Consider the following 22,635-nt stretch of genomic DNA (forward strand, 5'->3'; position numbering starts at 1 on the left):
AGACGATGAAGCTGTTTATGTTTTATATCGGAGGCGATTGCGGGAATTCAAACATCGAATTGCACGATGTGAGGTTTTCGATCGGTGAGACTGCGGAAGATTGCCGCGACGATCTGCGCAAGCAGTGGTGGGGAGAGCCCAAGAGCCTGCACCTTGATTGCTGGGGTGAGGTCCAACAGGCTGATGGCTACGATGTGACGCTGACGACCAAACCGTTGGCGTCGGAGCCGGAGACGAAACTGTTTTTCGTCAATCTGGGTGGCTATGATCCCAGCGAGTTTGGTGAGTTACACCGCAATATTCTGCTTGTCGCGCCGGACGCGAAAGCGGCCACGAAAAAAGCTCTTCAGCAAATCAGAAACTGGAAGCTCCCGCACAAGGACAACGTGTTTGAGGTGGAGAAGGCGGTCGATGTTACAGAGTTGATGGGCCGATATGGATATTGTCTCCAGCTGACTGAGGAGACAAGCGTAAAGCCATTTGGGTTCACCTGTGCTTATATTCGAATTGGGGTTTAGGCCCGTCTAGGTGGCACGCCAGATGGGCGCGTTGACGACATACCGCTGACTAGCTGACCTACTCAGCGAAAACAGCAAAGTAGTTGAGTCAACTTTCTGAGCGGAACTTCCGTGGTCTGGCGTTTACCGGCGCATCGGATGACAAATAGCCATCCGCCACATATCCATGCCCGGCCAAGGCGAGTTTTGTCGTCGGTGTGAATAAGTGATTGCGGAACAGCGCGGCCGATCCCGCTGCGTTCCGACGCAACGAAACACCGTATTGTGCTGTCGGTCCCAAAGGTTCGGGAAGCGGAACGACAACGACGTCCGGGTCACCTTCACTGAGCAATCCGTTGGATGCGTAGCTGATAAATGCGTCTACTGTTCCTTGTCCGATCAGGTAACTGGCGGGTGTCGCGCCTTTCGGGATCGGAGCGGAATTTCGCCCGCCCACCAACGCCTGGGCCTTGCCAGCAAGCAATCTTCCTTTGCCGGGATGACGACGCTCGACGTTCTGGAAGAACTCGACAGCGTAGTCTCCGGAGGGATCAGCCTTCGGAGTAGATGTTCCCAGCCTCACTTCCGGATCCGCAAGCACATCGATCAGATTTCCTTCGTTAACTGCAAGGCTTCGGCGAGCGATCACGCATAGACGGTTTTGCGCAAAGCAAAGGGCCGGGCCGGTTAGCCCTAGCGAATGCAATTTTTCCGGATGAGTCATGTTGGCGGATGCGAAGACGTCGAACATAGCACCTTCCTCAATCTTCTCTCGAAGTAGGCTTGCCGGACCGTGTTCAATGTGCACAGGTATTCCCAACTGACGTTCGAACTCCGAAATAATTTCGACGAAGACGTTGCGAAGACTTCCCGCTGCTAGGACGACAAGAGGCGTCGGCTGGGTCCTGGTCTGCATGGGTGTTTCCTGTCTAAATCCGTGAAATTCGGTCTCTAAATATGGGCACGATGGAAGTGTACCCATTTCCATCGTGTGTAAAAGTTACGGAGCGTATCGGGATGCCGTATAGCGCCGAGAGATTTTCGTCCGTCATCAGGTTTCCTACTGGCCCCAGAGCCGCTTCGGTTTCATCAAACAGCATCAGAACATGATCGGCGATCGCGAGCGCATGATTGGGCTGATGGGTTGTAAAGGCCACCGCAAGGTTTTGGCTCTGGGCAACACCCCGCATGAGGTCCAGCACGCCTGCCTGATTTTTGAAATCGAGGGCAGATGCGGGTTCATCAAGCAGGAGGCACTCGTTTTCTCCGGCTAACGCCCTGGCAATGAGAACGAGTTGCTTCTCGCCACCTGAGAGGTGATTGAAACTCATTTGCGAAAATGACTGCATGCCCGTGGTGGCCAGGGCGTCGAGAGCGATCGCTTCGTCGGCCTTGCTGGGGCTTCGGAATGTCGAGATGTGGCGAGCGCGCCCCATGAGGACGATGTCAAGCACGGAATAGGGAAATGAGCCTCCAAAATCCTGAGGGACGAAGCCGGTTGAGCCGGATCGCTGGATGCTGCCGACCGTCAGCTTGATCAGGCCAGCGAGTGCGCGAAGCAACGTCGACTTCCCACGCCCGTTTGGGCCGAGGATGGCCAGGATCTCGCCTGAACGAAGCTCAAAATCGAGATTGTGAAACAGCCAACGCTGACCGTCGTAGCTGTGCCCTGCATCCCGGATCGTTACAATGGAACGGCTCATCTGAAACCTTTCGATCTGCTGTGGCGCAGGAGAACGGCAAAGACTGGCGCTCCGATCAACGCCGTCAGTATGCCGAGGGGAATTTCGGTGGCTGACAGGGTCCGGGCGACGTCATCGATGAGGATAATGTAGATGCTACCGATCATCAAAGAAGCCGGAAGCATAAATCGGTGGTCGGGTCCCACAACGGTACGGGCCATATGAGGGACGATCAGGCCGACCCAGCCAATAATGCCGCTCACTGCCACTTGCGCTGCGACGATAACGGTGACGAGGCAAAGGATCAGCCAGCGGAGCACCTCCACCCGCACACCGAGGGCCTCTGCATCTTCGTCGCCAAGCGACAGTAGGTTAATCCGCCAGCGAAGCGCGAGGAGGAAACCGGAGGCCACCAAAACTGGGATAGCGATTAATTCAAGCTTTGAAGCGTTCGCGGTTGCAAAGCTGCCGAGAAGCCAGAACACGATTGCCGGCAACTTCTCGTCGGTATCGGCCAGATACTGTACGAGGCTTACCAGCGCGCCGAAAAACCCGCTGACAACAACGCCAGAAAGAACGAGCGCGAGAATGTTTTTCCTTCCGACAAGGGTGTTCAAGCCATAGACGAGAAAGAGAGCTAATAGTCCCAACAGAAAAGCACTTGAGAGCAGGCCATAGCTGGGGAAACTCAACAATATTGCCAGAGTGCCCCCGAAAGCTGCGCCCGAAGATACGCCGATGATTTGCGGTCCAACAAGAGGATTGCGAAACACGCCCTGTAGTGTGGCACCTGCAAGCGCCAGCCCACCTCCGGCGAACATCGCCAGAAGGACCCTCGGGAGGCGTACGGTGAACACGACGCTGCGCTCCACCGCCGAGACTGTCGGGGTTGCCGAGATGATGGGATCAATCAGGATGGCCACGACCCGTGCTGCAGAAATCCCGTAGCGGCCGACGCCCAACGAGCACACTGCCACCGCAATGAACAGAGCGGCTAGGCCGCATAACACCAATCTTGGTGCTGCGAACGCGGCTGTTAGTCTTCCGCTCACAAGGCCGACTGATAGTCGGTGCGGTAGAACTTTCGGTAGTACGCGTCCGCTTCGCTTTTCATATCGATATCGGCAAAGCGGTCGGGATAAAGCTTTTTCGCCATCCAAAGCTCACCCAAAGCCAGCGCTTCCGGCATCGGATACCCCCAGGCCTTGGCATATTCCGGCATCAGGTAGATCCGGTCGTTCTTAACAGCATCGATGGTCTGCCAGGAGTTGGAAGTTTTGATATCCTTGACGACCTCGGGGTAACGCTCCTGGACGAAGATCGCGGCCGGGTTCCACGACAGAACGTCCTCCATTGTGACCTGCTTGAAGCCGGCAACGCTGTCGGCGACATTGCGGGCGCCGGCCTTGGCCATCATCAGTCCCGTGTACTTGCCATGGCCATATGTGGTTAGGTCAGGATTTGCCATGTAGACCGGAACGCGCATCGCCTCATCGAGCCCTGCCAGCCGATCTGCGACCAGCTTCCGGTTCTTCATCGCATAAGCGATCAACTCCTCGCCCTGCTGTCTCTTGTCCAAGACGTCGGCGATGACCCTGACACCGTTGGCAAAGCCGGTATCGTAGGCTTTCGGCTCATCAGCCACTGATGGGCTAAGTTTGGTAGCTTCCGATGGCGGCACGTCGAGAAGCGAGATCGCGACGACGGGGATACCCGTTCCCTCGATCTGGGAGATCATCTCGGGAGGCGCATAGTTGGTCACGATCACCACGTCGGGCTTCAACTTCAGCAACTCCTCGATGTTGACCTTCGTCAGGCCACCGGGCATCGGCATCTTTGACAGTTCCGGAGCAAGGCGCAGATAGTTCTTTCCGAGCTGTTTTTGCCATTCGTCCAGCACACCCACGACCTTGGACATGGCGTTAAGCTGGACTGCGATGTTGAGACTCTGGTGCTGCAGGATGACAACCCGGGCGACAACCTCTGGCAAGTGGACGGTCTTTCCAATTTGGTCGACGACGACTCGATCTGCCCACGCTGGAGCCGAAAAGAGCATAAGCAGAAAGAAGGATGTAAGACGAAAATATGTGGGCAAACGGTTAAACATGGTGAAAGTACTCGGATGCGAGGTGTGTGATAGGGCGTATCATTATGTTTCTGCGGATACAACGCTATTACAGCATGTGCTCTGTGGCCCTAGACGGCATATAAACGGGTCAAGTTATTCGAGTGCAGTGGGTACGACAGGAACGCTGGCTCGATTGCTTTGCCTTGATCGATGAAAATTTCCCAGTTCCCGACGATACTGGGATTTCAGAGCACGACAACCTCTGTCGTATCAAGGGGGATGCTGAACGTGAAGCAAGTCCGGCCCGTGTCTGACGAGGCTTGAAGAACACCGCCATGCGCCTTCGCGATCTCACTCGCGATATATAAGCCGAGCCCCAAGCCTTGCTTGTGAATGTTGTCTTCGCCCCGATAAAATGGCTGAAACAAGCGCTGCATCACGGCTTCTGGTATCGGCTCGCCGCCGTTGCCTACGGTGAGTTGAAACTCGTTCTCCAACACCCTTGCAGATACGGTTACAGGCTCTTCCGCTGCACCGTGAGTGATCGCGTTTCCAAGTAGGTTCGAAAGCAGCTGTTCCAAGCGGGCCTGGTCTACATTGATAGGCCGATGCAAATTGAATTCGGTCTGGATAATCCGCTCCGGATGCGCGGCTTGGATTTCGTTGACGATTTTCGCAAGCATGGGCTCGATCCGTCCTCCCCGCGTTATTTCCAGGCCGATCCCATTACCCAATCTTCCGCGGGCAAGATCCAGCAGGTTTTCAATCAGGCTACCCATGCGCTGCACGCTCTCGCCCATAAGCCGCAAAACACGGGTAGATTGACGGTCGTTCACGTCTTTGGTGATAATCCGAAGGCCGGCAGACATGGAGGCGAGCGGATTTCGCAGATCATGGCCGAGCACGGCGATGAACTGTTCGCGTTCGCGGGCGATCCCGGCTAGTTCCTCGTTTGCTTTTTTCAGATTATCCTGTGCCTGTCTGGCTTCTGTGACATCGAAGATGACACCAACATAACGGTGACCGCTGCTTTCGCTGTCAACGACATATTCCCCGCGACGCGCCAACCATCGCTCTTGGCCGTCATCAGCGCGCCGGATCCGGAACTCGATGCTTCGCTCCTCTTGACGCCCATCTGGATCCCTCAGGTCAATAATTCGCTCATCGTCCGGATGGATGAGATCGTTCAAAATAATAACCGGTATAACGCGCGACGGGTGCAGCCCAAACAGTCGGCAGAACTGTTCCGAGACATTGACCGTCGCCCACCCGATCTTGTGCTCAAACGTACCGATGCCTCCTGCGGATTGTGCGACGCGCAACTCCTCAGTGATCCGCTTCTGATCCGTGATGTCGATCAATATTCCAACGAAGCTCGCGGGCTCATCATCCTCGTCGAAAATACCGCGGCCTTTGGCGTGAACCCATCGGTACCCGCCATCTGACTTAAGCAACCGATACTCTTTCGAGAATACCTCCGAGCCAGCCAACATTCCAGCCACGGCAAGCTTGACCCGCTTGAGGTCGTCAGGGTGGATCGACTTGAAAAATTGGTCGGTCGACACGCCGTCAGCGAGAGCGACCGGGTCCTGTTGCGTAATGGCCGCGAACCGGACGTCTGCCACGAGCCTCGCACGGCGGATATCCCATTCCCACGCACATGGCGCTCCTGCCACGTCAAGAGTGAGCTCCAATTGTCGGCGTACCATCGCAAGTTCGCGGCGCGTGCGCTCCAGTTCCGGGTCATCGTCAACGCGTGCGTTCATCGTCCACATGCAATCCGCTCATGCCATCACCCGATCAATGAAGTCGGCAATGAGCTTTTTCAGCTTTTCCAACGACGGCAGGTCCATCAACATCGCGATGTATCCACGGATCTGTCGGTCTTGGACTGAGAAGTTGATGTAAAGAAAGAGAACAAAACTCTCATCAGCAGCGCGGTCGAGAACGCCGAACAAGGCGGTACTGTCGCCGCGATGCACCTCGGGCAGTGACATTCTGAGGGTGTGCTGCAACATGTTAGCCATTGAACCAAGGCAACCGTTCAAGATGACGTTGCCAGTTTCAGCCAGTGCCTCGTCTTCCATTTCGGCGAGAGTTGCCTCGTCCATTTCATCGCCGACGATCGCGCGCGCAAGGGAAAGGCCATTACTCTCGGGAAAGATCAGCATGGCACGGCCAGAGAACGGGCCTTCGAATTGCTGCTGGACAGCGATAAAGTCTTCGCTCTCTCGTTGCCCAATCAGCGAGGCAGCGGACCGTCTCGTGACAATTTCGACGGAAGGGACCGAAAGGATCACCTGCTTATTGACCATCTTTCGCAGGCTTGCGGCCGCGCGACTAACGCCGATGTTGACAAGTTCGGTCAGCGCATCTCGTTCAAGTTCGTCGAGCGCGGCAGTTTCATCAGTCATGCCAGGGCCTTCCTGAGCCGAAGTGCGGCGCCAGAGATGAAGCCGCTGATGGCATCCTCCGTCACCGGTTTTGCCACGAATGTGGCATTCAGCTCGCGAACTCTGGCAATGATTTCATCCTGAACATTGGCCGTAATCACGGCGATTGGCATATTCGGATGGGACGCACGCAGTTCAGCTGCAAGCACAAGTCCATCTTTATCAGGCATGTTGAAATCAAGGAGCGCGAGGTCAATCTGCTGACCAGCGATGATCGCCAGAGCATCAGCGGCATTTGCGGCTTCTACCCTTGTCCAGTCGGGCTGCAAGCCTGCAACTGCCTTGCCGGCAACTATCCGAGCAAGCTTGCTATCATCCACAATAAGAAAGTTGACTGTCATATTGCCCCCAAAAAAAATGCGGTGACCTTCATCCCCGTACATGCGTTATACTTATTTTGATGACGATGTTTAAGCAAGTTCGCCATTATGATTTCATGCCTTCGTAATATACAAATAGACTGGATAGAACCCTATCTACTGTCGAAGATGACGCCGGAGTTCCGATTATCTTTGGACGGAAAACCATCAATGCCTGCCAATGAGCTGTATGAATAGCGGTGGCGCCAGCAAGATCAACGGTCGTTTCCGGCTGCTCCTCGAGAAAATTCATGAGCGTTTCAACTTCGTCAACGCCACAAACTCCGGTCATCAAAATGGCGTTTCCGTCCAGAGTGACCGTCATTGCATCAATTCCTCGATATCGAGCACAAGCAAAACTTTGCCATCGCCGAGCAGCGTCGTACCGGACACACCTGCGACACCTTGCAACAGGCCTGATAATGGCCGCGTCAGCGTTTCGGCCCTCTCTGCAATTGCATCGACAGCAACCCCGATCAGGTCGTCTCCCATTCGGACGATCAGCACTTTCAAGTCCTCGGAAGAGGGCCATTTCTTTGCCAATTGTAGCAAATCGGAAAGATAAAGAAGGGGCACCGTCCTGTCGCGGAGAATGAATGCGTGGTTACCTCTGACAGATTGAACAGCGTTGGCCGGCAGCTTGTGCGTTTCTACGACATCAGAAATCGGGATTCCATATCGTTCATTGCCCACCTCGACCACCATCAGCTGGGTCATCGAGAAGCTGATTGGAAGCTTTAACACAAATGACATTCCCACCTCCGGGGTGCTCTGCATCCCGAGCGTCCCACCCAATCGTTCCACGGAGCGCCGCACCACGTCTAAGCCGACCCCTCGGCCGGACAGCTCTGATACGGAGGATGCGGTCGAAAATCCCGCAGCAAAGACCAGTTGGAACATGTCTCTTTCGGATAGAGCAGATGCTTCGATCGCCGGTATAAGACCACTGTCGATTGCCCTTTGTCGAATATGCTCAGTCTGCATACCCCGGCCATCATCCTTGAGTTCGATCTCAATTTGATCCCCTCGTTTCTGCGCACGAAGGAGAAGGCGCCCCCGTGCTGGCTTGAACGCCAGCAGTCGCTCTGCGCCAGGCTCTATGCCGTGATCGAGACTGTTTCGAACGAGATGGAGCAGCGGCTCGAACAGGTTTTCAACGATTTCGCGGTCAGCTTCAACGGTTTCGCCGTCGATAATGAGGTCGACAGCTTTGCCGAGTTTTGCCGCAGTCTCACGCACCAATCTCGGAAACCGGCGAAAGGTCTGTTCCAGAGGGACCATGCGCGCCCGGGTGACGGCGCTGTAGAGCGACGCGACCAACCGCTCAATTTCCTGGTGACTGGACCCGATGCGTCTGGCAAGCGCTCGGTTGCCGCTCTTGCCCGCTTCTTCTGCCAAGGGGGCAAGGCCATTTTTTGCCGTGATAAGTTCGCCGGCGATCTCAATCAGGGTGTCGATGCGCGCCGAATCGACACGCATCGTCGTTGTTTGGCGTCCGGCGCCCCTTCCTGAAAATAAGCCTGATTCTGAGGAAGGCGATTGTTCGACTTCTTTTTTTAGCGGCACCACGATCACCTGATCGGGGATGAGCCGAAAAAGAGCCTGAATCTCGCCGGGTGGCCCACTGCAGACCGCCTCGATCACCATGTCGCAACGAAAGGGATCGTAGTCCCGAGCCGAGGGCGATGGCTCCTTCAGGGAAATTTCGAGGTGCAGAACATTGGGTAGCCGCGATATCATCGCAAGTGGGTCGTCGCCGTTGAAGAAACACTCCGGGTGCGGTTCGTAATGGATGGCAACCAAGTCGCCATCGCCATGACCGGGGGGAAGGTGCCTCCGCAACAAGACCGCCCAATCCGGGACAGCATTGATCTCGCCAACGTCTCCAGCAGTTTCGCGCTCCGTCGTTTCACGCGTCAGCTGCCGAAGGAGCCGTGGCGCCTGCGCCTCCTGCGTTTCCAGGAGACGCCCGGTCTCCATGATGCCTTCGATGCTGCCGTCGACCCACCCGATCACAGCCAAAAGCGTGTCTACAAGAGCCGGATTGACGACGATGGCACCTCCTCGGGCCTGAGACAGAAGATCTTCCGCGCGATGCAGAACCCCTTGCATCGGGCCGAAATCGAAGAGCCCAACAGAACCCTTGAGCGTGTGGACCGCCCGAAAAACGCTTTCCAACCGCTCGCGGTCGCTCGGACTTTGCTCAAGCGCTAAAAGATCGTCTGACGCTTGCTGAACCAGTTCGCGTGCCTCGAGAGCGAATTGTTCGATCAACTCATCCATCGCAAAGTCTCACAGCTTCTCGATAAACAATGGCATCAGGAAACCGAACAGCCTCGAACGTCTGAGATATTCGCGACATAGATTCTGTATGGCCGAGGCAGACGTACCCACCCGGATTGAGCAATTCATGAATGTTGCGCGCCGCCAGCTCACGCGCCGCCTCGTCGAAATAGATCAGGAGATTTCGGCAAAATATCACATCGAAGCGACCAAGTGCTCCGAGGCTCTGCCGGTCAACGATGTTGCCTTTGGCGAACGTAACAGACTCCCTCAGATCGCGGATCAACTGACGCTGCTGATCAACCTCACGTTCGAAATACCGGTCACGGACTTCCGGAGAAAGCCTTGAGAGCGACCTTTGCCCGAAATAACCGTCTACCGCTTGGCGTAGTATAGCCGTATCGATGTCTGATCCGACAATCTCGATATTGTAGGCATCAACGAGTGGCCAGTTTTCAAGAAGCCATATCGCAATCGAGTACGGTTCCTCGCCGCTTGAGCAAGGCATCGACCAGATTCGGATACGATCGCCGGGACCCTTTTTTCTGATGATGTCTGGAAGGATCGATGTGCTGAGACAAGCGAGCTGGTGTTGCTCGCGGTAGAAATAGGTTTCGTTGACGGTGAAGCTGTTGATGAGCAACTCCGTCTCGTTCAGGTCGCTCCGCAAGATGGAAATGTAATTTCTGACGGAATGGGCCTGTCGCTGATTGACAAGGTCGGCAATTCGACGCTCTATGTAATAGCGTTTCGTCTCGCCGAAAACCATTCCGCTGCGCTTGTAGATGATTGCGCAGATCTCCTCGAGATCTCCCGGTGAAAGCGGGACGCCGCTACTGTTTGCCGGGGCCACCGGACGGATCACCATCAGCGGAACCGATCCAGCAACGTTAGTCCAATCTCGTCGACTCGTTTGATTTCGTTCGCACCGCCGAGCCGCACCAGTTCGCCCGGCATACCCCAGACAACGGCGGTCTCCTCGGCCTCGGCGATGGTATAACCGCCAGCTGCCTTCAACTCGGCCATAGCCGCGGCGCCGTCATTTCCCATGCCGGTCATCAACACACCGACCAGATCGACTGCCGGAACGTGCTTCATGGCCGAACGCACCATCCGTTCTACGCTTGGGTGCCATCGGTAGGCCTGGTCACTTGGAGCAGCCAGCGCAACCAGAGCTCCGGCGCGTGAGGCAATCAGAATATCCGCGTCTCCCTTGGCAATGTAGATGTTGCCTGGTTCAAGTCTGGTCTGCCGGATCACCTCCGAGACTGTCAGCGCACATAACTTATCAAGGCGTCGGGCGAGCGGTCCGGTAAACGAAGCTGGCATGTGCTGAGCGACTACAACCGGCCAGGGAAAGTCACCTGGCAACTCGCCGAGCACCGCGTCCAATGCCGGCGGACCACCAGTCGACGTGCCGATCACAACAAGACCCGGCTTTCCGACTACGAGCGCGGGCTGCCCTGGCTCGGTTCTGCGAGCCCGTGTCGCAATGCTTTGGGGTGACGGCATGGGTTGAACCAGGCGAACTCGTTCGGCAAGCCGCCGACTGCGGCGGATACGCACCGCTGCAGCCGTGCGAACCTTCTCGACGAGACGCGGGGTCAATTCGTCAATTCCAAGTGAAATCGCTCCGCTCGGCTTGGCGATAAAATCGACAGCGCCCATTTCAAGGGCGGCCAAAGTCTCCTCTGCACCGTCTTCCGTCAGCGACGACACCATCACCACGGGGCATGGATGTTCAAGCATGATGCGATCAAGACAGGCCAAGCCATCCATCAGCGGCATGTGGATGTCGAGTGTCACCACGTCCGGCCTGAAGCTTGAAATGATCTTCAGGGCTTCCGTTCCGTCCCGGGCAAATTCTATCTCGAAGTCTTTTTCGGCCGAGAAAATCTGGCCAAGCAGTTTCCGCATCAGGGCGGAGTCGTCAACGATGAGGAGACGGATCAATCGGCCACCGTCGTCTCTTGATGGGCGATCGCTGCCACCACATCCCGTTCCGCTCGCGTCAGAAGCTCTTGCGGATCGACCAACAGGATCATCCGGCCGTCCGCCTCGATGTGAGCGATGCGATCGAAGACCCCGGTTTGTTCCGAGGAAAATTCGGGCGCTGCGGACAACGCGGCCAAAGGTACGGCTTTTAACTCGGAGACCGCGTCCACTACGAAACCCGCCTGGAGCGCCCCAAGCGTAACGACGATCGCGCGTGCCTTGGTGCTTTGCGTGGAGTTCGGCGTGTCGAAACGGCTGCGCTGGTCGATCAGCGGGATGGCTTTACCACGCAGGTTGATCACGCCCATGACGAAGGCAGGGACGCCGGGGATGCGGGTAATCTCTCCGAGAACGCGGATGACTTCGTCAACCGAGCCAACAGGAAGGCCATAGTTTTCTTCGCCGAGCTGGAAGATCAGGAACTGTTCGACCGCATCAACTTGTTCAGCTTTTGTCTCCATCGACTTAGCTCCCGTGTTCTGGCTGAGGGCGTGAGCGACCGCATGATGACCGAAGAGTTTTTCGGGCGACAGGATGGAAATCAGCTTTCCGCCTTCGGCAATTCTGCCGATCGCCTCGATCTGCGCATCGCCACGGCCTCTCTGAAGCACGGCCGGCACAGCGTCGATCGCCTGATCGTCCAAACGGTGGATGACGTCCATCTCGTCGACGACGAGACCGATTAGCTCGCCATCACACTCGATGATGACGATACGGGAGCTACTATCCATCGTGCGGAGAGGATCAAGGCCCATCAGAGACGCAAGCGAAACCATGGGAAGGACGCTTTCACGCATCGGTATGAGGCCGATGACAGCATCCGATGCGCTCGGGATGGCGGCGAGATCGCCGCCAACCGTGGTGACTTCGCGAACATATTGCAGCTGCAGGCCATAGAGCTGACCCGCTACCCGGAACGACAGAAACGGCTTTGGTTTGGCACTCGTCCGCTCGGTTGAACCTTGATTCTTATGGCCTGCCCGCTCTACCGGCGCTCGCCTTGCAACCTTGAACGCGGCGTCCAAAAGTTCGTTCAAACCCTGCAGCGACGTTGCCGTGGTGTTTCCCGAGAGCCGAACCACGTCATCAACCAGAAGTCCGACCCAACCGCCGTGATCGTAAATGATGATCTTGGCATCTTCTTGAGCGATTTTGGTGCCACCATTCAGGATCTGGTCCATTGACAGCACTGGTATCGGCAGGCCGCGAAGGTTGGCTATGCCTTTCAATGCCTTGGGACCACGTGGGACGCGGTTTATATGCGGCACTCTGATGATCTCTCGTACGAGGCCGGCATCAACCTCGTAGTTGTTCTCGCCAACACGGAATACCAAAAGGCGCTTCGCGTCTGCCGCTGCTGAGGCTTTCATAGCATCAGTTTCCTGACAGTTGGAGTTCATCCGCAAGCGACGCAATTTCCTCGACCGCGGCTGCCAGGTCCTCCGCTCCGCGCGATTGCTGTTGCGCTGCGGTGGCAGCCTCTTCAGAAGCCGCGCTCGCCTCCTGAGCGACAGCAGCGATTTGCTGTGTCCCTGTCTGTACTTCTTTTGCCGCGACGAGAATCGCCTGCGTCGCATCAAGGATCGACGCGTTGCTCTGCACCATCACGTCGACGTCAGCTTCAGCCGCTTGTAATCGATCGACAATCTGCTTGTTTTTGGAAATCTCCGCTTCGGATGCCAATGCGATCAGCTCAAGCTCCCGATGGACAGCGGCAATCTGGAGCTGGATCAGCCTCACCGAATCCTTGACGCCATCTATATTCTCGGCGGCATCCTGGGCGAGCTTCCGGATATCTGTCGAAACGATCGCAAAACCACGGCCGGCATCGCCCGCTCTTGCCGCCTCGACTGAGCCACTGACTGCCAACATGCTCGTTTGCACCGCTACAAGCACGATCCGGTCAACCGTGCGCTCAATCTGGAAACCGATCTCGCCAAGCGCATTCAGCTCCACCAATGCGTTGCGGGTTTCCTCAAGGGCATCGGACACGCCAGATGCTATGCCGTTCAGCCCGGTTTTGTTCTTTGCCAGGAGCGTTTTGATCTCGTCGGCACGCTTGGTGGCCTCCTTGGCACTTTCCTGGGTCTGGGAGGCGCTCTTTTCGATCTGCGTCATCGCGGTGTTTGCTTGCTGCGTGGCAGCGGCCTGTGCTTCCGCGCCACGGCTGATCTGCTCGATAGCAATAAGGATTTCGCCAGCAGCACCGGATAGCTCCTGAACGGTCGCCGACAGTTCTTCGGCAGCAGTGCTCAGCTCTTCCGCCCGCGATGCCCGGCCGCTTTCGTTCATCAACTCATCGGCAAGGGTCGCGAGCGACTGTGCCGTCTGCTGGCTTTCTTCGAGTGCCGCACTTTGCTGCTGGACCGCTCTCTGAGCCTCCGCAGCCGCAGCCGATTGCTGTTCCGCCGCCGCTGCGACGGCTTCAGCGCCTTTTTGCGATTCTCGGGTCGCCACTTCGGCCTCAACCGCGGCGATCAAGATCATTTGGCTATTTTGCGAAAGGCCGCTTAGACCAGAACGTATAGTATGGAGGTCGTCGGAAACTACTCGACCCGAAACAGTTTGCTCCTGCGCCTTGCCTGCAGCCGTCTTTATGCGGTCTGCTATCCGGCGAACCCCATCGACGATGACGGCCGCATGTTGGCTGACGTCGCGCGAGCTGCGCTCAGCGATCTCCGCAAGCGATCGGACTTCGTCGGCAACGACGGCAAATCCGCGACCGTGGTCGCCGGCACGTGCCGCTTCTATTGCCGCATTCAGTGCCAGAAGGTTAGTACGATCCGAGATATCGGCTACCGCAACCGTCGTCGCTCCGATGGTTTCGGCTTGCGATTGCAGCTTGCCGATGACGGTCACGGACGCGATCTGCCGGTGAGCATTGGCATCGATGGCGGAAATAGACGCATCGATATGCGCGGTGGATTCCAAAAGCGAAGCCTGAAGTTCTTCGGTACGCCTGCGCGCAGCTTCAGCCTCAGACCTCGCTTCAGAAAACCTCGAAGATAAATGCGTGGTAGCCGAGAGCGACTGATGCGCTGCTCCCGCTGCTTCCTCAGCTCCACCGGCAATCTGCTCCAGAGCCCGGCGCAGTTCTTCAGCGGCGGCTGCAGCTTCCGAGACACCTGTCGTCAGTTCCTCCGTCGCAGCCCCTATCCGCTCGGCGGCTTTCTGCTGCCGGACCCGGGACCGGTCTTGAGATCGATTTGTTAGTGGTTTCGCGGCAGGCACTATGGACGAGGTTGAAGCCTCCTTTGCTAGGCCTGCTTTTGCGCCGAGTTGAGACGTTTTCACGAGTGCCATAGGTAGCCCATTCTTATACCCTGAAATGCACGGGCGACGAAGGTTGCCGCCGTTGATTAAATGCCAAATACCCTATCTCCTATGACCCAAGGATGGGGACAAAGCAAACTATTCGAACACCAACTACTGCGGTTTGGACTGCGCCAGCAATTTGTCCGGATACCTACAACAAGACCGCAAAGAATGCCCGCATCATTCACGGCGTCACATCCTTCGGCATTTATTCGATTTCGCTCCATTCGCCCCACCACGCGACCGGAGGTAGGATCGGCTTCCGCCGTCTCAACCACTACCTAATCGCTCGTGAACATCGAATGACGACTGTGCGCGACGGACTTACGCGGGTCAACATGTCGTAGAGCGTCTTGCTGCTGCAAGGGTGCTAGTGTCGAGGGCATCTGGGATCTGTCGCATTACCAGATCACGTCGGCATTCAGATTTCATTCAAGACATGACTACAGCTTACACAGGGGCTAATAAAACACCCGAACGTCAAGGCGCTACATTGCCCTGCGAGGGCAGCTTTACAGCAAAGATATCTTTAACAAATTGATCCTATAGACCAACAGCTTCATCATCCTTGGGGTTTCAGGAACAAAACGCTGTCCCGCAGCTTTAGGGGTGCATGGAAACCGCAGAATTCGAACAGCTTGTTAAACCCATCGCCCTTGTCGTTGACGACGAGCCGCTCATCCTCTTGGACACGGCGGATATGATTTCTGACGAGGGATACACAGTCGTGGAAGCGTCCACGGCCGATCAGGCGTTCGCGTTTCTTGACAGACTTTCATCGCTTCAGCTTCTTTTCACCGACGTTCAGATGCCCGGCGACCTGGACGGCTTCGGTCTGGCGCGCATCGTCGCGGAGCGCTGGCCGCACATCCATGTCGAGATCGCGTCCGGGGCGATCGTCCCCGGTCCAGGCGACCTTTCAGCCAACGCGAAGTTCATACGCAAACCGTTTACGGCGGAACTCGTCCATCAAACACTGGTAGAGCATGGTTTTAGCAAACAAGACCCTGATGCCTCCATCTAGTTTTAGCACTGATCGGGATCGTGATCCCGAAAGCATAGGACCTTCGATGGACCCGATTGTCGATTGTCCGCCCTAGCATTCTCCCCAGGCGCGGAACCGCTGTAGCCATGGCCTGATCCGGAAGAATCTGTCGGTGGATCCATGGCTATCGGCTGAGTTGGGGCGGGTGGCTATAAGCGACGCCGCCTAGACAGAAGGCCTGTGGAGCGTTCTCACCTGAGGTAGTCGGTCCCGCCTTCCGCGTTGCGGCGCTATGCTAAGGCTCCCGCGGCTACCCGGGTACCGGCGAGACCGCTTCGAGAATTCCCGCTTTCCCGCCCGGTTCGGCCGGCGCTATACTGAAAGCTGCGATACTCTTCTTTATCCTCTTGAGGCTTTGCTCCCACGCTGTAAGAGTCTGTTCAAGAAAGCGGGTATCGAGCGAGCCTTCTTGTCATGAGCTTGATCATTGCTGTTTGGATGAAGGCTAGGCTTGTGGCCGAGAAACGCTCGAAATCCTTTGCCATTCGGCGGTTTATGCCGAGCCAAGCCAGCGTTCGTTCGACAATCCATCGCTTCGGTAGCACCTGGAAACCGGCCTGGTTTCGTTTGATAATCTCCATCGGTCGCGGGCTGGCCTCTTCTACCGTTGTGCCCTGATAGCCGCCGTCGCCACAGATTTGATCGTGTCCCGTAGCGTGGTGTAGCTTTTGACATCCACGGCATATCCCGGTTTTGGCCGGAGGGAATATCAGCGAGCCACCGCTGGCATTCTGATGAGGGGATCATCGCTCATTTGTGCGATTGTTTCCAGCGTCATATAGCGGGACCGCTGGACGGCCCATTCATCGTTCTGTTCGAGGAGCAGAGCGCCGACGAGCCGAATGATGGCATCCTCGTTTGGAAAGATGCCAACCACCTCGGTGCGGCGCTTGATCTCACCGTTTAGGCGTTCGATGGGATTTGTCGAATGCAGCTTTGCCCAATGCTGTTTGGGAAAGGTCATATAGGCCAGCACATCGTTCTCTGCCTCATCCATCAGATTGGCAAGTTTGGGCACCTTGAACCGCACCGGGTTTGCCGGAGGCTCCAACTTCTGAGAGAGTGGAGCCATCATGAGCAAGACAACGAACAAGTTTTCACCTGAAGTCCGTAACCGTGCCATCCGTATGGTGCTGGACCACGAAGCCGAGCATCCATCACGCTGGGCTGCCGTTTCATCTATTGCGGCCAAGATCGGCTGCTCGCCAGCCACGCTGCACGAATGGGTCAAGAAGACCGAGGTCGACAGTGGTAAACGAGTAGGCCTGCCGAGTGATGTCGCCGAGAAGATGAAGGCTCTTGAGCGGGAGAACCGAGAACTTCGCCAGGCCAACGAGATTCTGCGCAAAGCTTCGGCCTATTTCGCCATGGCGGAGCTCGACCGCCCCTTCAAGCGATGATCTCGTTCATCGACGAACACCGTGGTGTGTTCGGGGTCGAGCCGATCTGCAGACTGCTGCCGATCGCCCCGTCAACCTACTACGAGAATGTCGCCAAACGCCTGGACGTGGATCGCCTATCGACCCGCGCCCGCAGCGATATCAGTCTGAAGATCGAGATACGTCGTGTCTTCGAGCAGAATTTCCGCGTCTATGGCGTTCGCAAGGTCTGGCGGCAATTGAAGCGTGAAGGCTTCGATGTCGCCCGTTGCACTGTCGCCAGGCTTATGAGGTCGATGAGCCTGCAGGGGATCATTCGAGGAAAGCCGGTCCGCACGACGTTCTCGGACAAGACGGCTCCGAGCCCGCTTGACCGGGTCAACCGCCAGTTCAAAGCCCCAGCACCAAACAGGCTGTGGGTTTCGGATTTCACCTATGTCGCCACCTGGCAGGGTTTCGTCTACGTGGCCTTTGTCATTGACGTCTTCGCTCGTCGCATCGTCGGCTGGCGGGCGAGCCGGACGGCACATGCAGGCTTTGTCCTTGATGCCCTTGACCAGGCGCTTCATGATCGGCGTCCAGTTCATGGCGGCGGCCTCGTGCATCACTCGGATCGCGGCGTTCAATACGTGTCCATCCGGTATTCTGAGCGGTTGGCAGAAGCTGGCATCGAGCCGTCTGTCGGAAGCGTCGGCGACAGTTACGACAACGCCCTCGCCGAAACGATCAACGGTCTCTACAAGGCCGAGGTCATTCATCGGCGCGGACCATGGAGGAGCTTCGAGACGGTAGAATTCGCCACCCTGGAATGGGTCGACTGGTTCAACCATCGACGGCTTTTGGAACCCATCGGGAATATACCGCCAGCCGAAGCTGAAGAGCGGTATTACGCCATGCTGGACGAACCAGCCATGGCCGCATAACTTAAACGAAATAGCCTCCGGCAAACCCGGTGCGGTTCACCTTCGGCCTGATTTGGTCGGCGACATTGCGCCATTGCGTGCTGGCAGCCTCCGGCGTCTCCTGGGCAAACGCTGTGGCGACGAAGGCGGAGACGACGCGTCGCCCGCTCTTTCCCGCATGCGCCAGGGCATTGCGCATGAAGTGAACGCGGCAACGCTGCCAGGTCGCATTAAGCACCTTGCTGACGGCCGTTTTGATGCTCTCATGGGCGTCGGAGACGACGAGCTTCACACCCCTCAAGCCCCGGCGCGTCAGCTTGCGCAGGAATTCCGTCCAGATTGGCTCAGCCTCGGACGTCCCGATCTCCAGCCCAAGCACCTCCCGGCGTCCATCTGTGTTGGCACCGACGGCGATGATGGCCGCCACCGACACGATGCGTCCACCACGCCTCACCTTGAGATAGGTGGGATGAGTAGGCGATGCGCGCCTTACCGCATTACGGCGGCAGGTTTCGCATCGCCTCTCGCCGAACCGGACGTGCGCCTTTCGTTACGCATCCGGCTCTCCAGAAGACATGGCAAAGTCAGGCATGTCCATCCACGCGAGACGGTATCGCTCGACAGGTGTCCAGCCGAGCACGTGTTGCTCAATGGACCCTTCTCCCCAAACCCGTCTCGTCGCCCGGCGCCTGCTTGGCTGTTTTGAGCCCCACAGTTCGCTGGGTGTTCCCTTTGGACGTTTCTTACGTAGCCAGCAGTAAAGACGCAGGCCAATATACCAGTCGAGATCGACAAATACGCGGCCAGCGCCGACACAGTAGCGATAATAATTCGCCCATCCGCTGGTGATGGAATTCACCTTCCGGAGCTTTTCGCCAAGACTGACGGATATGCTGTCACGCTGCGTCAGTTGCTTGACCTTGTGACGCAGGTTGGCGGCCTTCGCCTTGGGTATTTCAACGCGCGGGCCATAGCCGTAGCGTTTATCCCAATGCGCGCTGAAGCGGAATCCGAGAAACTCGAAGCCCTCTGTCATGGCCGTTACCTTTGTCTTTTCCGGCGACAACGTTAGCCCGGTCGTCGCGATCAGGTAGTCGGCCAGAGCGGATTTCTCTGCCATAGCCTCCTCCAGCGATCCAGACACCAAAACCACGAAGTCGTCGGCGTAGCGCACCGGCAGAAACACACAGCGTCCTGCTATGCGATCACTGTCGCGGGCGCTCGCCGCTGCCGCCACCCCGTTGCTTTTGCGACGGGCTTGGGCCTTTCGGCGGTGATAGGCCACCTTTCATACCGCTCCTCGATCGCACTAAGGGCGATGTTCGCAAGCAATGGTGAGATGATCCCGCCTTGAGGGGTACCGGCGTCCGTCCGTAAGAACTGATCCTCCGTCAAAACACCGGCCTTCAGGAAGGATCCGACCAATCGCACCACTCGTCGATCGCCAATACGCTTGCGCATCCGCTCGAGCAGGTGATGATGATTGATATTGTCGAAGCACCCTTTGATGTCCCCCTCAATCACCCAAGGGTATGGCAGCCGGTTTCGCCGGGTGTCCTTGTCCCGTTTTTGGGGCAAGGCTGCCCGACGAATGTACTCCAAGGCACCGTGCGTGTTTCTACCGGGTCGGAACCCATAAGAGACATGCCAGAATTGCGCCTCGAAGATAGGCTCCAGAAGAATCTTGACCGCGCCTTGTACGACGCGATCTCTGATGGTGGGGATGCCCAAGGGCCGGAATTGCCCTGGTTTCCCAGCCTTTGGAATCAGTTTGCGTCTGGCCGGACTTGGCTGATATGCACCACTGCGCAGATCAGCTTGAAGATCGACCAGGAAGCGATACTCACTCCGGTTCCGGATGCGTCCCACCGTCATCCCGTCGACCCCGGCAGTGCGTCCTCCTTTGTTGGAGGCGACACGATGCCAAGGCATGGCGGAGCACTCTGAGGTCGGTCAACCAACCCCACATGTCGCGCCACTGGTCGTCGGGATTTGCCTTACTCCACTGATAGAGTTTGCTTTGAATGCCGAGTACCCAGACTTTGTCTGCCCGATGATCCATGTCCACAGATCACTCCTCCGTTTTTGCAATCCTATCGTCTTCCTGCTTTCCTTCGCCCTGTATGCGGCTTTCCCGCACTCCGACTACTACGAAAGCTCCGCCCTTGGTGTCGTCCATATCTGGCCGTCGCAGCGAGCCCGGCTTCCGACCGGGCAAACGATCCAAGTTCCCGTGTTCCGATTTCCAACCTTTGTGCCGTTAGGCGGTGAGCTCTACCCCGTGCAATGCGGGAGATGGGGCATAGGAGCCAGTCCCATCTCGGGTCTCTTCGAGAACCCGGCAGTAAGGATAGACGAGCCTTACCGCCTCTGATCGCTCTTTCGTGCCTCCACGCCATCACGCTAATGAAAGCGATTTCTGTGGTTCGAGGCTTCTGACGCTCACTTCGTTGTCTCGCCATGGGCACTGCGGTAGCCCGGCCCGCGGTTGATGGCCCGCATCCGGTACAGTTAAGGCCAATCTGCTTATGCAACCCAATCGGCGACGCCCGATTAGGCTTCTTGGCCCCCTTCGATCTACTGCTCCTGCAAATCGGACGGCATCACAGCCGTCGGTCAAAAATCGGCAAGCTTGAGAGGTCACGCTAACTCATACGCACCTCCCGCGCCGCACGGCGCACCATCGATCCACAGGTATGGCCATTCGCCCTCGATGGGGCGGTCGAGGAAGGCTTTGACCTTGTCGTCAATCTCTTCGCAGAGCCGTGAAACCTGGCTCTTCGAAATGCCCGACATGCCCATGGCCTTTACGAGGTCATCGACGGACCGCGTCGAGATGCCCTGGATATAGGCCTCTTGTATAACGGCCGTCAGAGCCTTCTCGGCCATGCGGCGTGGTTCCAGGAAACTCGGGAAATAGCTACCTGTTCGCAGCTTGGGAATGCGCAGCTCCACTGTCCCGGCTCGCGTTTCCCAGTCGCGATCGCGGTAGCCATTGCGCTGGGCGAGACGAAGCGCTGTCTTCTCGCCATAGCCAGCACCGGTCGCGGCCCCAACTTCCAGTGCCATCAGCTTCTCGGCGGCAAAGCCAATCATCTCGCGCAGCAAATCCGCATCGGCGCTCTTCTCAACAAGCGAGCGCAGGTTCATCATGTCGTCGGTCATCGGTGGTGTCCTTCAGGTTGGTCATAAGCAACCCGACCCTACCGGAAAACACCGATGGCTATGAAACCCAGATACACCACGCGCTGGGACACGATCCGTCTTGCGTCTGCGGCCCAGTCGAGGCTGCCTCGGCATGAAGGGCTCGATCAAGCTCCACTCACGGTCATTCAGATCACTTGCGTAGCGCATGCGGCTTCTGTCATGGTGACGCCGGGTGAAGGGTGTCCAGGCCATTCGATCTCTCCGTATTTGTCGCAAAATACAAAGAATCTGATTGCCGCCCTTCACTCAACCCCGCGCACGCCCGCCATTCTTGAACAGACACTAAGAGAGCGGAACCTGTCCTGTTACGCCTTCTTGGTGGAATTTCCGGTGGAGCTGGATCACCATCTGTTGATCGCCACTCGTGCCAGATCTGTTATTCAACACGGATACCCGCAGGCCTTCCTCGGTGAGTACCGCGGCATATTGATGAGCGACTGCTACACCGCCTGGCGCACGTTGGTTGGTGCAACGCATGTTGGCTGCATGGTTCATTCCAGACGGCGCTTCGTCGAAGCCTTCAAGACCAGAAAGACAGGAGGCGGACTGCCGGAACAGGCCCTCCGGTTCTTCGAGCAGCTCTACAGAGTTGAGAAGCGGGCGCGAGATGCAGAGGCGCAGAACGGCGAGACCATAGCCGACCGGATTCGCCGCTTCCGCCAGCAACACAGTGTCCCCATCCTCAACGCCCTCAAGAAATGGCTCGACGAAATCAACCCGAAGGTCTTGCCCGACAGCAAGCTTGGCGACGCGATATCCTACACCCTCAATCAATGGGACTATCTGACCCGCTACATCGAGGACGGCAGGATGCCGATAGATAACAACCTCCTGGAACGCGACATCAGAATTTTTGCAACAGGCAGAAAGAGCTGGCTCTTCAGCGATACCGTGGACGGAGCTAAGGCAAGCGCCGTGATCTACAGTCTGATGCTGACCTGCCTGGCCTGTGGCGTCGAGCCCCTAGCGTGGCTGCGTCACGTCCTCATTGAGCTGCCTCAGCGCCCCGCAGACGCAGATCTTGGTGACCTATTGCCATTCAACTTTGCTCAAGCCAAAGCGGCCTGAACGCCCCGACGCATACAACGCAGAGCGGCATGGTCAGCACAAAACGTCAACGCGCGTAGAAAGAGCGCTTACTATTAAGTGACCGAGCTCAGACCAATTTGGTCGTAATTGCTCACCACAACAAACGTAAACAAGAAAATCGAGCATCCCAAGCGCGTTAGCTTTGAGAAGAACAGAAACTGCTCATGGAAATAAATTTGTCGACCCTCTAATATTCATAATTCACGTAGTATTTGAAGCTATCCTGCCTCTGAAAACAGCAGCTGCTCTGATGAAAAGCTATGTAGTCTACCAGCCGGTAGGACGTGTCACCTCAAATCACCGAGATCTGTCTTAAATAAACGCGACACCGAAGGGTGGCCTCACCAACCCGCGACACCAG

Annotated in this window: 18 protein-coding genes, 5 pseudogenes and 1 other annotated feature; of the genes and pseudogenes, 4 read left to right on the plus strand and 19 right to left on the minus strand. The window is 56.9% G+C overall.

Features of this window, described 5'->3' with window-relative positions:
* Positions 1-5: 5 nt before the first annotated feature.
* Positions 6-518: a DUF1543 domain-containing protein gene (locus J5274_RS25285; RefSeq protein WP_219275733.1), complete on the plus strand. Its 513-nt coding sequence runs from the start codon at positions 6-8 to the stop codon at positions 516-518.
* A gap of 88 nt (positions 519-606) precedes the next feature.
* Here the strand turns inward: J5274_RS25285 and modA are convergent, their stop codons facing one another.
* From modA to J5274_RS25350, 13 genes are all read right to left on the minus strand, one after another.
* Positions 607-1,413 carry a molybdate ABC transporter substrate-binding protein gene (gene modA, locus J5274_RS25290; RefSeq protein ID WP_219275734.1) on the minus strand — a complete coding sequence of 269 codons (807 nt, stop codon included), beginning with the start codon at positions 1,411-1,413 and terminating at the stop codon, positions 607-609.
* A 13-nt stretch (positions 1,414-1,426) separates the two neighbouring features.
* Positions 1,427-2,200 (minus strand): ABC transporter ATP-binding protein, encoded by a 774-nt coding sequence (locus J5274_RS25295; protein WP_219275735.1) that lies wholly within the window; start codon positions 2,198-2,200, stop codon positions 1,427-1,429.
* Positions 2,197-3,192: an iron ABC transporter permease gene (locus tag J5274_RS25300; protein ID WP_219275736.1), complete on the minus strand. Its 996-nt coding sequence runs from the start codon at positions 3,190-3,192 to the stop codon at positions 2,197-2,199. The genes J5274_RS25295 and J5274_RS25300 overlap by 4 nt, the downstream gene beginning before the upstream one ends.
* 35 nt (positions 3,193-3,227) lie before the next feature.
* A complete protein-coding gene (locus J5274_RS25305; protein WP_219275737.1) occupies positions 3,228-4,286 on the minus strand; it encodes an ABC transporter substrate-binding protein in 1,059 nt (352 codons plus the stop codon).
* A 206-nt stretch (positions 4,287-4,492) separates the two neighbouring features.
* Positions 4,493-6,022, minus strand: coding sequence for a PAS domain-containing sensor histidine kinase (locus J5274_RS25310; protein WP_219275738.1), 1,530 nt, complete (start codon positions 6,020-6,022; stop codon positions 4,493-4,495).
* 9 nt (positions 6,023-6,031) lie between these two features.
* On the minus strand, positions 6,032-6,661 hold the full coding sequence (locus J5274_RS25315; protein ID WP_219275739.1) for a chemotaxis protein CheX: 630 nt from the start codon (positions 6,659-6,661) through the stop codon (positions 6,032-6,034).
* Positions 6,658-7,041, minus strand: a complete 384-nt coding sequence (locus J5274_RS25320) for a response regulator (protein WP_219275740.1) — start codon at positions 7,039-7,041, stop codon at positions 6,658-6,660. Before J5274_RS25320 ends, J5274_RS25315 begins: the two co-directional genes overlap by 4 nt.
* Before the next feature lie 85 nt (positions 7,042-7,126).
* Positions 7,127-7,384 (minus strand): hypothetical protein, encoded by a 258-nt coding sequence (locus tag J5274_RS25325; protein WP_219275741.1) that lies wholly within the window; start codon positions 7,382-7,384, stop codon positions 7,127-7,129.
* Positions 7,381-9,342 (minus strand): chemotaxis protein CheA, encoded by a 1,962-nt coding sequence (locus tag J5274_RS25330; protein WP_219275742.1) that lies wholly within the window; start codon positions 9,340-9,342, stop codon positions 7,381-7,383. The genes J5274_RS25325 and J5274_RS25330 overlap by 4 nt, the downstream gene beginning before the upstream one ends.
* Positions 9,335-10,210, minus strand: coding sequence for a protein-glutamate O-methyltransferase CheR (locus tag J5274_RS25335; RefSeq protein ID WP_219275743.1), 876 nt, complete (start codon positions 10,208-10,210; stop codon positions 9,335-9,337). The genes J5274_RS25330 and J5274_RS25335 overlap by 8 nt, the downstream gene beginning before the upstream one ends.
* On the minus strand, positions 10,210-11,295 hold the full coding sequence (gene cheB, locus J5274_RS25340; RefSeq protein ID WP_219275744.1) for a chemotaxis-specific protein-glutamate methyltransferase CheB: 1,086 nt from the start codon (positions 11,293-11,295) through the stop codon (positions 10,210-10,212). Before cheB ends, J5274_RS25335 begins: the two co-directional genes overlap by 1 nt.
* Positions 11,292-12,707: a chemotaxis protein CheW gene (locus tag J5274_RS25345; protein WP_219275745.1), complete on the minus strand. Its 1,416-nt coding sequence runs from the start codon at positions 12,705-12,707 to the stop codon at positions 11,292-11,294. Before J5274_RS25345 ends, cheB begins: the two co-directional genes overlap by 4 nt.
* Positions 12,708-12,711: 4 nt before the next feature.
* Positions 12,712-14,268, minus strand: a complete 1,557-nt coding sequence (locus J5274_RS25350) for a methyl-accepting chemotaxis protein (protein ID WP_224129732.1) — start codon at positions 14,266-14,268, stop codon at positions 12,712-12,714.
* Between the two features lie 997 nt (positions 14,269-15,265).
* On the opposite strand from J5274_RS25350, the gene J5274_RS25355 reads away from it, so the two are divergent.
* Positions 15,266-15,676 (plus strand): response regulator, encoded by a 411-nt coding sequence (locus tag J5274_RS25355; protein ID WP_219275747.1) that lies wholly within the window; start codon positions 15,266-15,268, stop codon positions 15,674-15,676.
* A 730-nt stretch (positions 15,677-16,406) separates the two neighbouring features.
* Here J5274_RS25355 and J5274_RS25365 read toward each other — a convergent pair.
* Positions 16,407-16,736 (minus strand): annotated as a pseudogene (locus J5274_RS25365) (transposase); the annotation flags it as partial.
* A 34-nt stretch (positions 16,737-16,770) separates the two neighbouring features.
* Here J5274_RS25365 and J5274_RS25370 point away from each other — a divergent pair.
* A protein-coding gene (locus J5274_RS25370) for an IS3 family transposase (protein ID WP_219275748.1) occupies positions 16,771-17,999 on the plus strand; the annotation gives its coding sequence in 2 pieces (ribosomal slippage) (positions 16,771-17,065 and positions 17,065-17,999; 1,230 coding nt in all).
* Positions 17,052-17,168 (plus strand) — a sequence feature (AL1L pseudoknot). (Overlaps the previous gene by 117 nt.)
* A 37-nt stretch (positions 18,000-18,036) precedes the next feature.
* Here J5274_RS25370 and J5274_RS25375 read toward each other — a convergent pair.
* The 5 genes and pseudogenes from J5274_RS25375 to J5274_RS25390 form a co-directional block, all read right to left on the minus strand.
* Positions 18,037-18,444 (minus strand): annotated as a pseudogene (locus tag J5274_RS25375) (transposase); the annotation flags it as partial.
* An 84-nt stretch (positions 18,445-18,528) separates the two neighbouring features.
* Complete coding sequence (locus tag J5274_RS29155; protein WP_257625752.1) at positions 18,529-19,164, minus strand: group II intron maturase-specific domain-containing protein; 636 nt, start codon at positions 19,162-19,164, stop codon at positions 18,529-18,531.
* Between the two features lie 11 nt (positions 19,165-19,175).
* Positions 19,176-19,853, minus strand: coding sequence for a reverse transcriptase domain-containing protein (locus J5274_RS29160; RefSeq protein WP_257625753.1), 678 nt, complete (start codon positions 19,851-19,853; stop codon positions 19,176-19,178).
* Positions 19,854-20,660: 807 nt separating this feature from the next.
* Positions 20,661-21,143 (minus strand): annotated as a pseudogene (locus J5274_RS25385) (transposase); the annotation flags it as partial.
* A 93-nt stretch (positions 21,144-21,236) separates the two neighbouring features.
* Positions 21,237-21,377, minus strand: a pseudogene (locus J5274_RS25390) (transposase); the annotation flags it as partial.
* A 198-nt stretch (positions 21,378-21,575) separates the two neighbouring features.
* Between J5274_RS25390 and J5274_RS25395 the strand changes: the two are divergent.
* Positions 21,576-22,253: pseudogene (locus tag J5274_RS25395) on the plus strand (IS66 family transposase); the annotation flags it as partial.
* Positions 22,254-22,635 lie beyond the last annotated feature (382 nt).

Origin of the sequence: Rhizobium sp. L51/94 (genome assembly GCF_019355555.1) — a bacterium.
Taxonomy (GTDB): domain Bacteria; phylum Pseudomonadota; class Alphaproteobacteria; order Rhizobiales; family Rhizobiaceae; genus Rhizobium; species Rhizobium rhododendri.

Coding starts and splice junctions, on each gene's coding strand:
- J5274_RS29160 (WP_257625753.1), bottom strand. CDS start 19,853: ATGACGGTGGGACGCATCCGGAACCGGAGTGAGTATCGCTTCCTGGTC.
- J5274_RS25305 (WP_219275737.1), bottom strand. CDS start 4,286: ATGTTTAACCGTTTGCCCACATATTTTCGTCTTACATCCTTCTTTCTG.
- J5274_RS25320 (WP_219275740.1), bottom strand. CDS start 7,041: ATGACAGTCAACTTTCTTATTGTGGATGATAGCAAGCTTGCTCGGATA.
- modA (WP_219275734.1), bottom strand. CDS start 1,413: ATGCAGACCAGGACCCAGCCGACGCCTCTTGTCGTCCTAGCAGCGGGA.
- J5274_RS25325 (WP_219275741.1), bottom strand. CDS start 7,384: ATGACGGTCACTCTGGACGGAAACGCCATTTTGATGACCGGAGTTTGT.
- J5274_RS25295 (WP_219275735.1), bottom strand. CDS start 2,200: ATGAGCCGTTCCATTGTAACGATCCGGGATGCAGGGCACAGCTACGAC.
- J5274_RS25330 (WP_219275742.1), bottom strand. CDS start 9,342: ATGGATGAGTTGATCGAACAATTCGCTCTCGAGGCACGCGAACTGGTT.
- J5274_RS25285 (WP_219275733.1), top strand. CDS start 6: ATGAAGCTGTTTATGTTTTATATCGGAGGCGATTGCGGGAATTCAAAC.
- J5274_RS25335 (WP_219275743.1), bottom strand. CDS start 10,210: ATGGTGATCCGTCCGGTGGCCCCGGCAAACAGTAGCGGCGTCCCGCTT.
- J5274_RS25345 (WP_219275745.1), bottom strand. CDS start 12,707: ATGAAAGCCTCAGCAGCGGCAGACGCGAAGCGCCTTTTGGTATTCCGT.
- J5274_RS25310 (WP_219275738.1), bottom strand. CDS start 6,022: ATGTGGACGATGAACGCACGCGTTGACGATGACCCGGAACTGGAGCGC.
- J5274_RS25355 (WP_219275747.1), top strand. CDS start 15,266: ATGGAAACCGCAGAATTCGAACAGCTTGTTAAACCCATCGCCCTTGTC.
- J5274_RS25315 (WP_219275739.1), bottom strand. CDS start 6,661: ATGACTGATGAAACTGCCGCGCTCGACGAACTTGAACGAGATGCGCTG.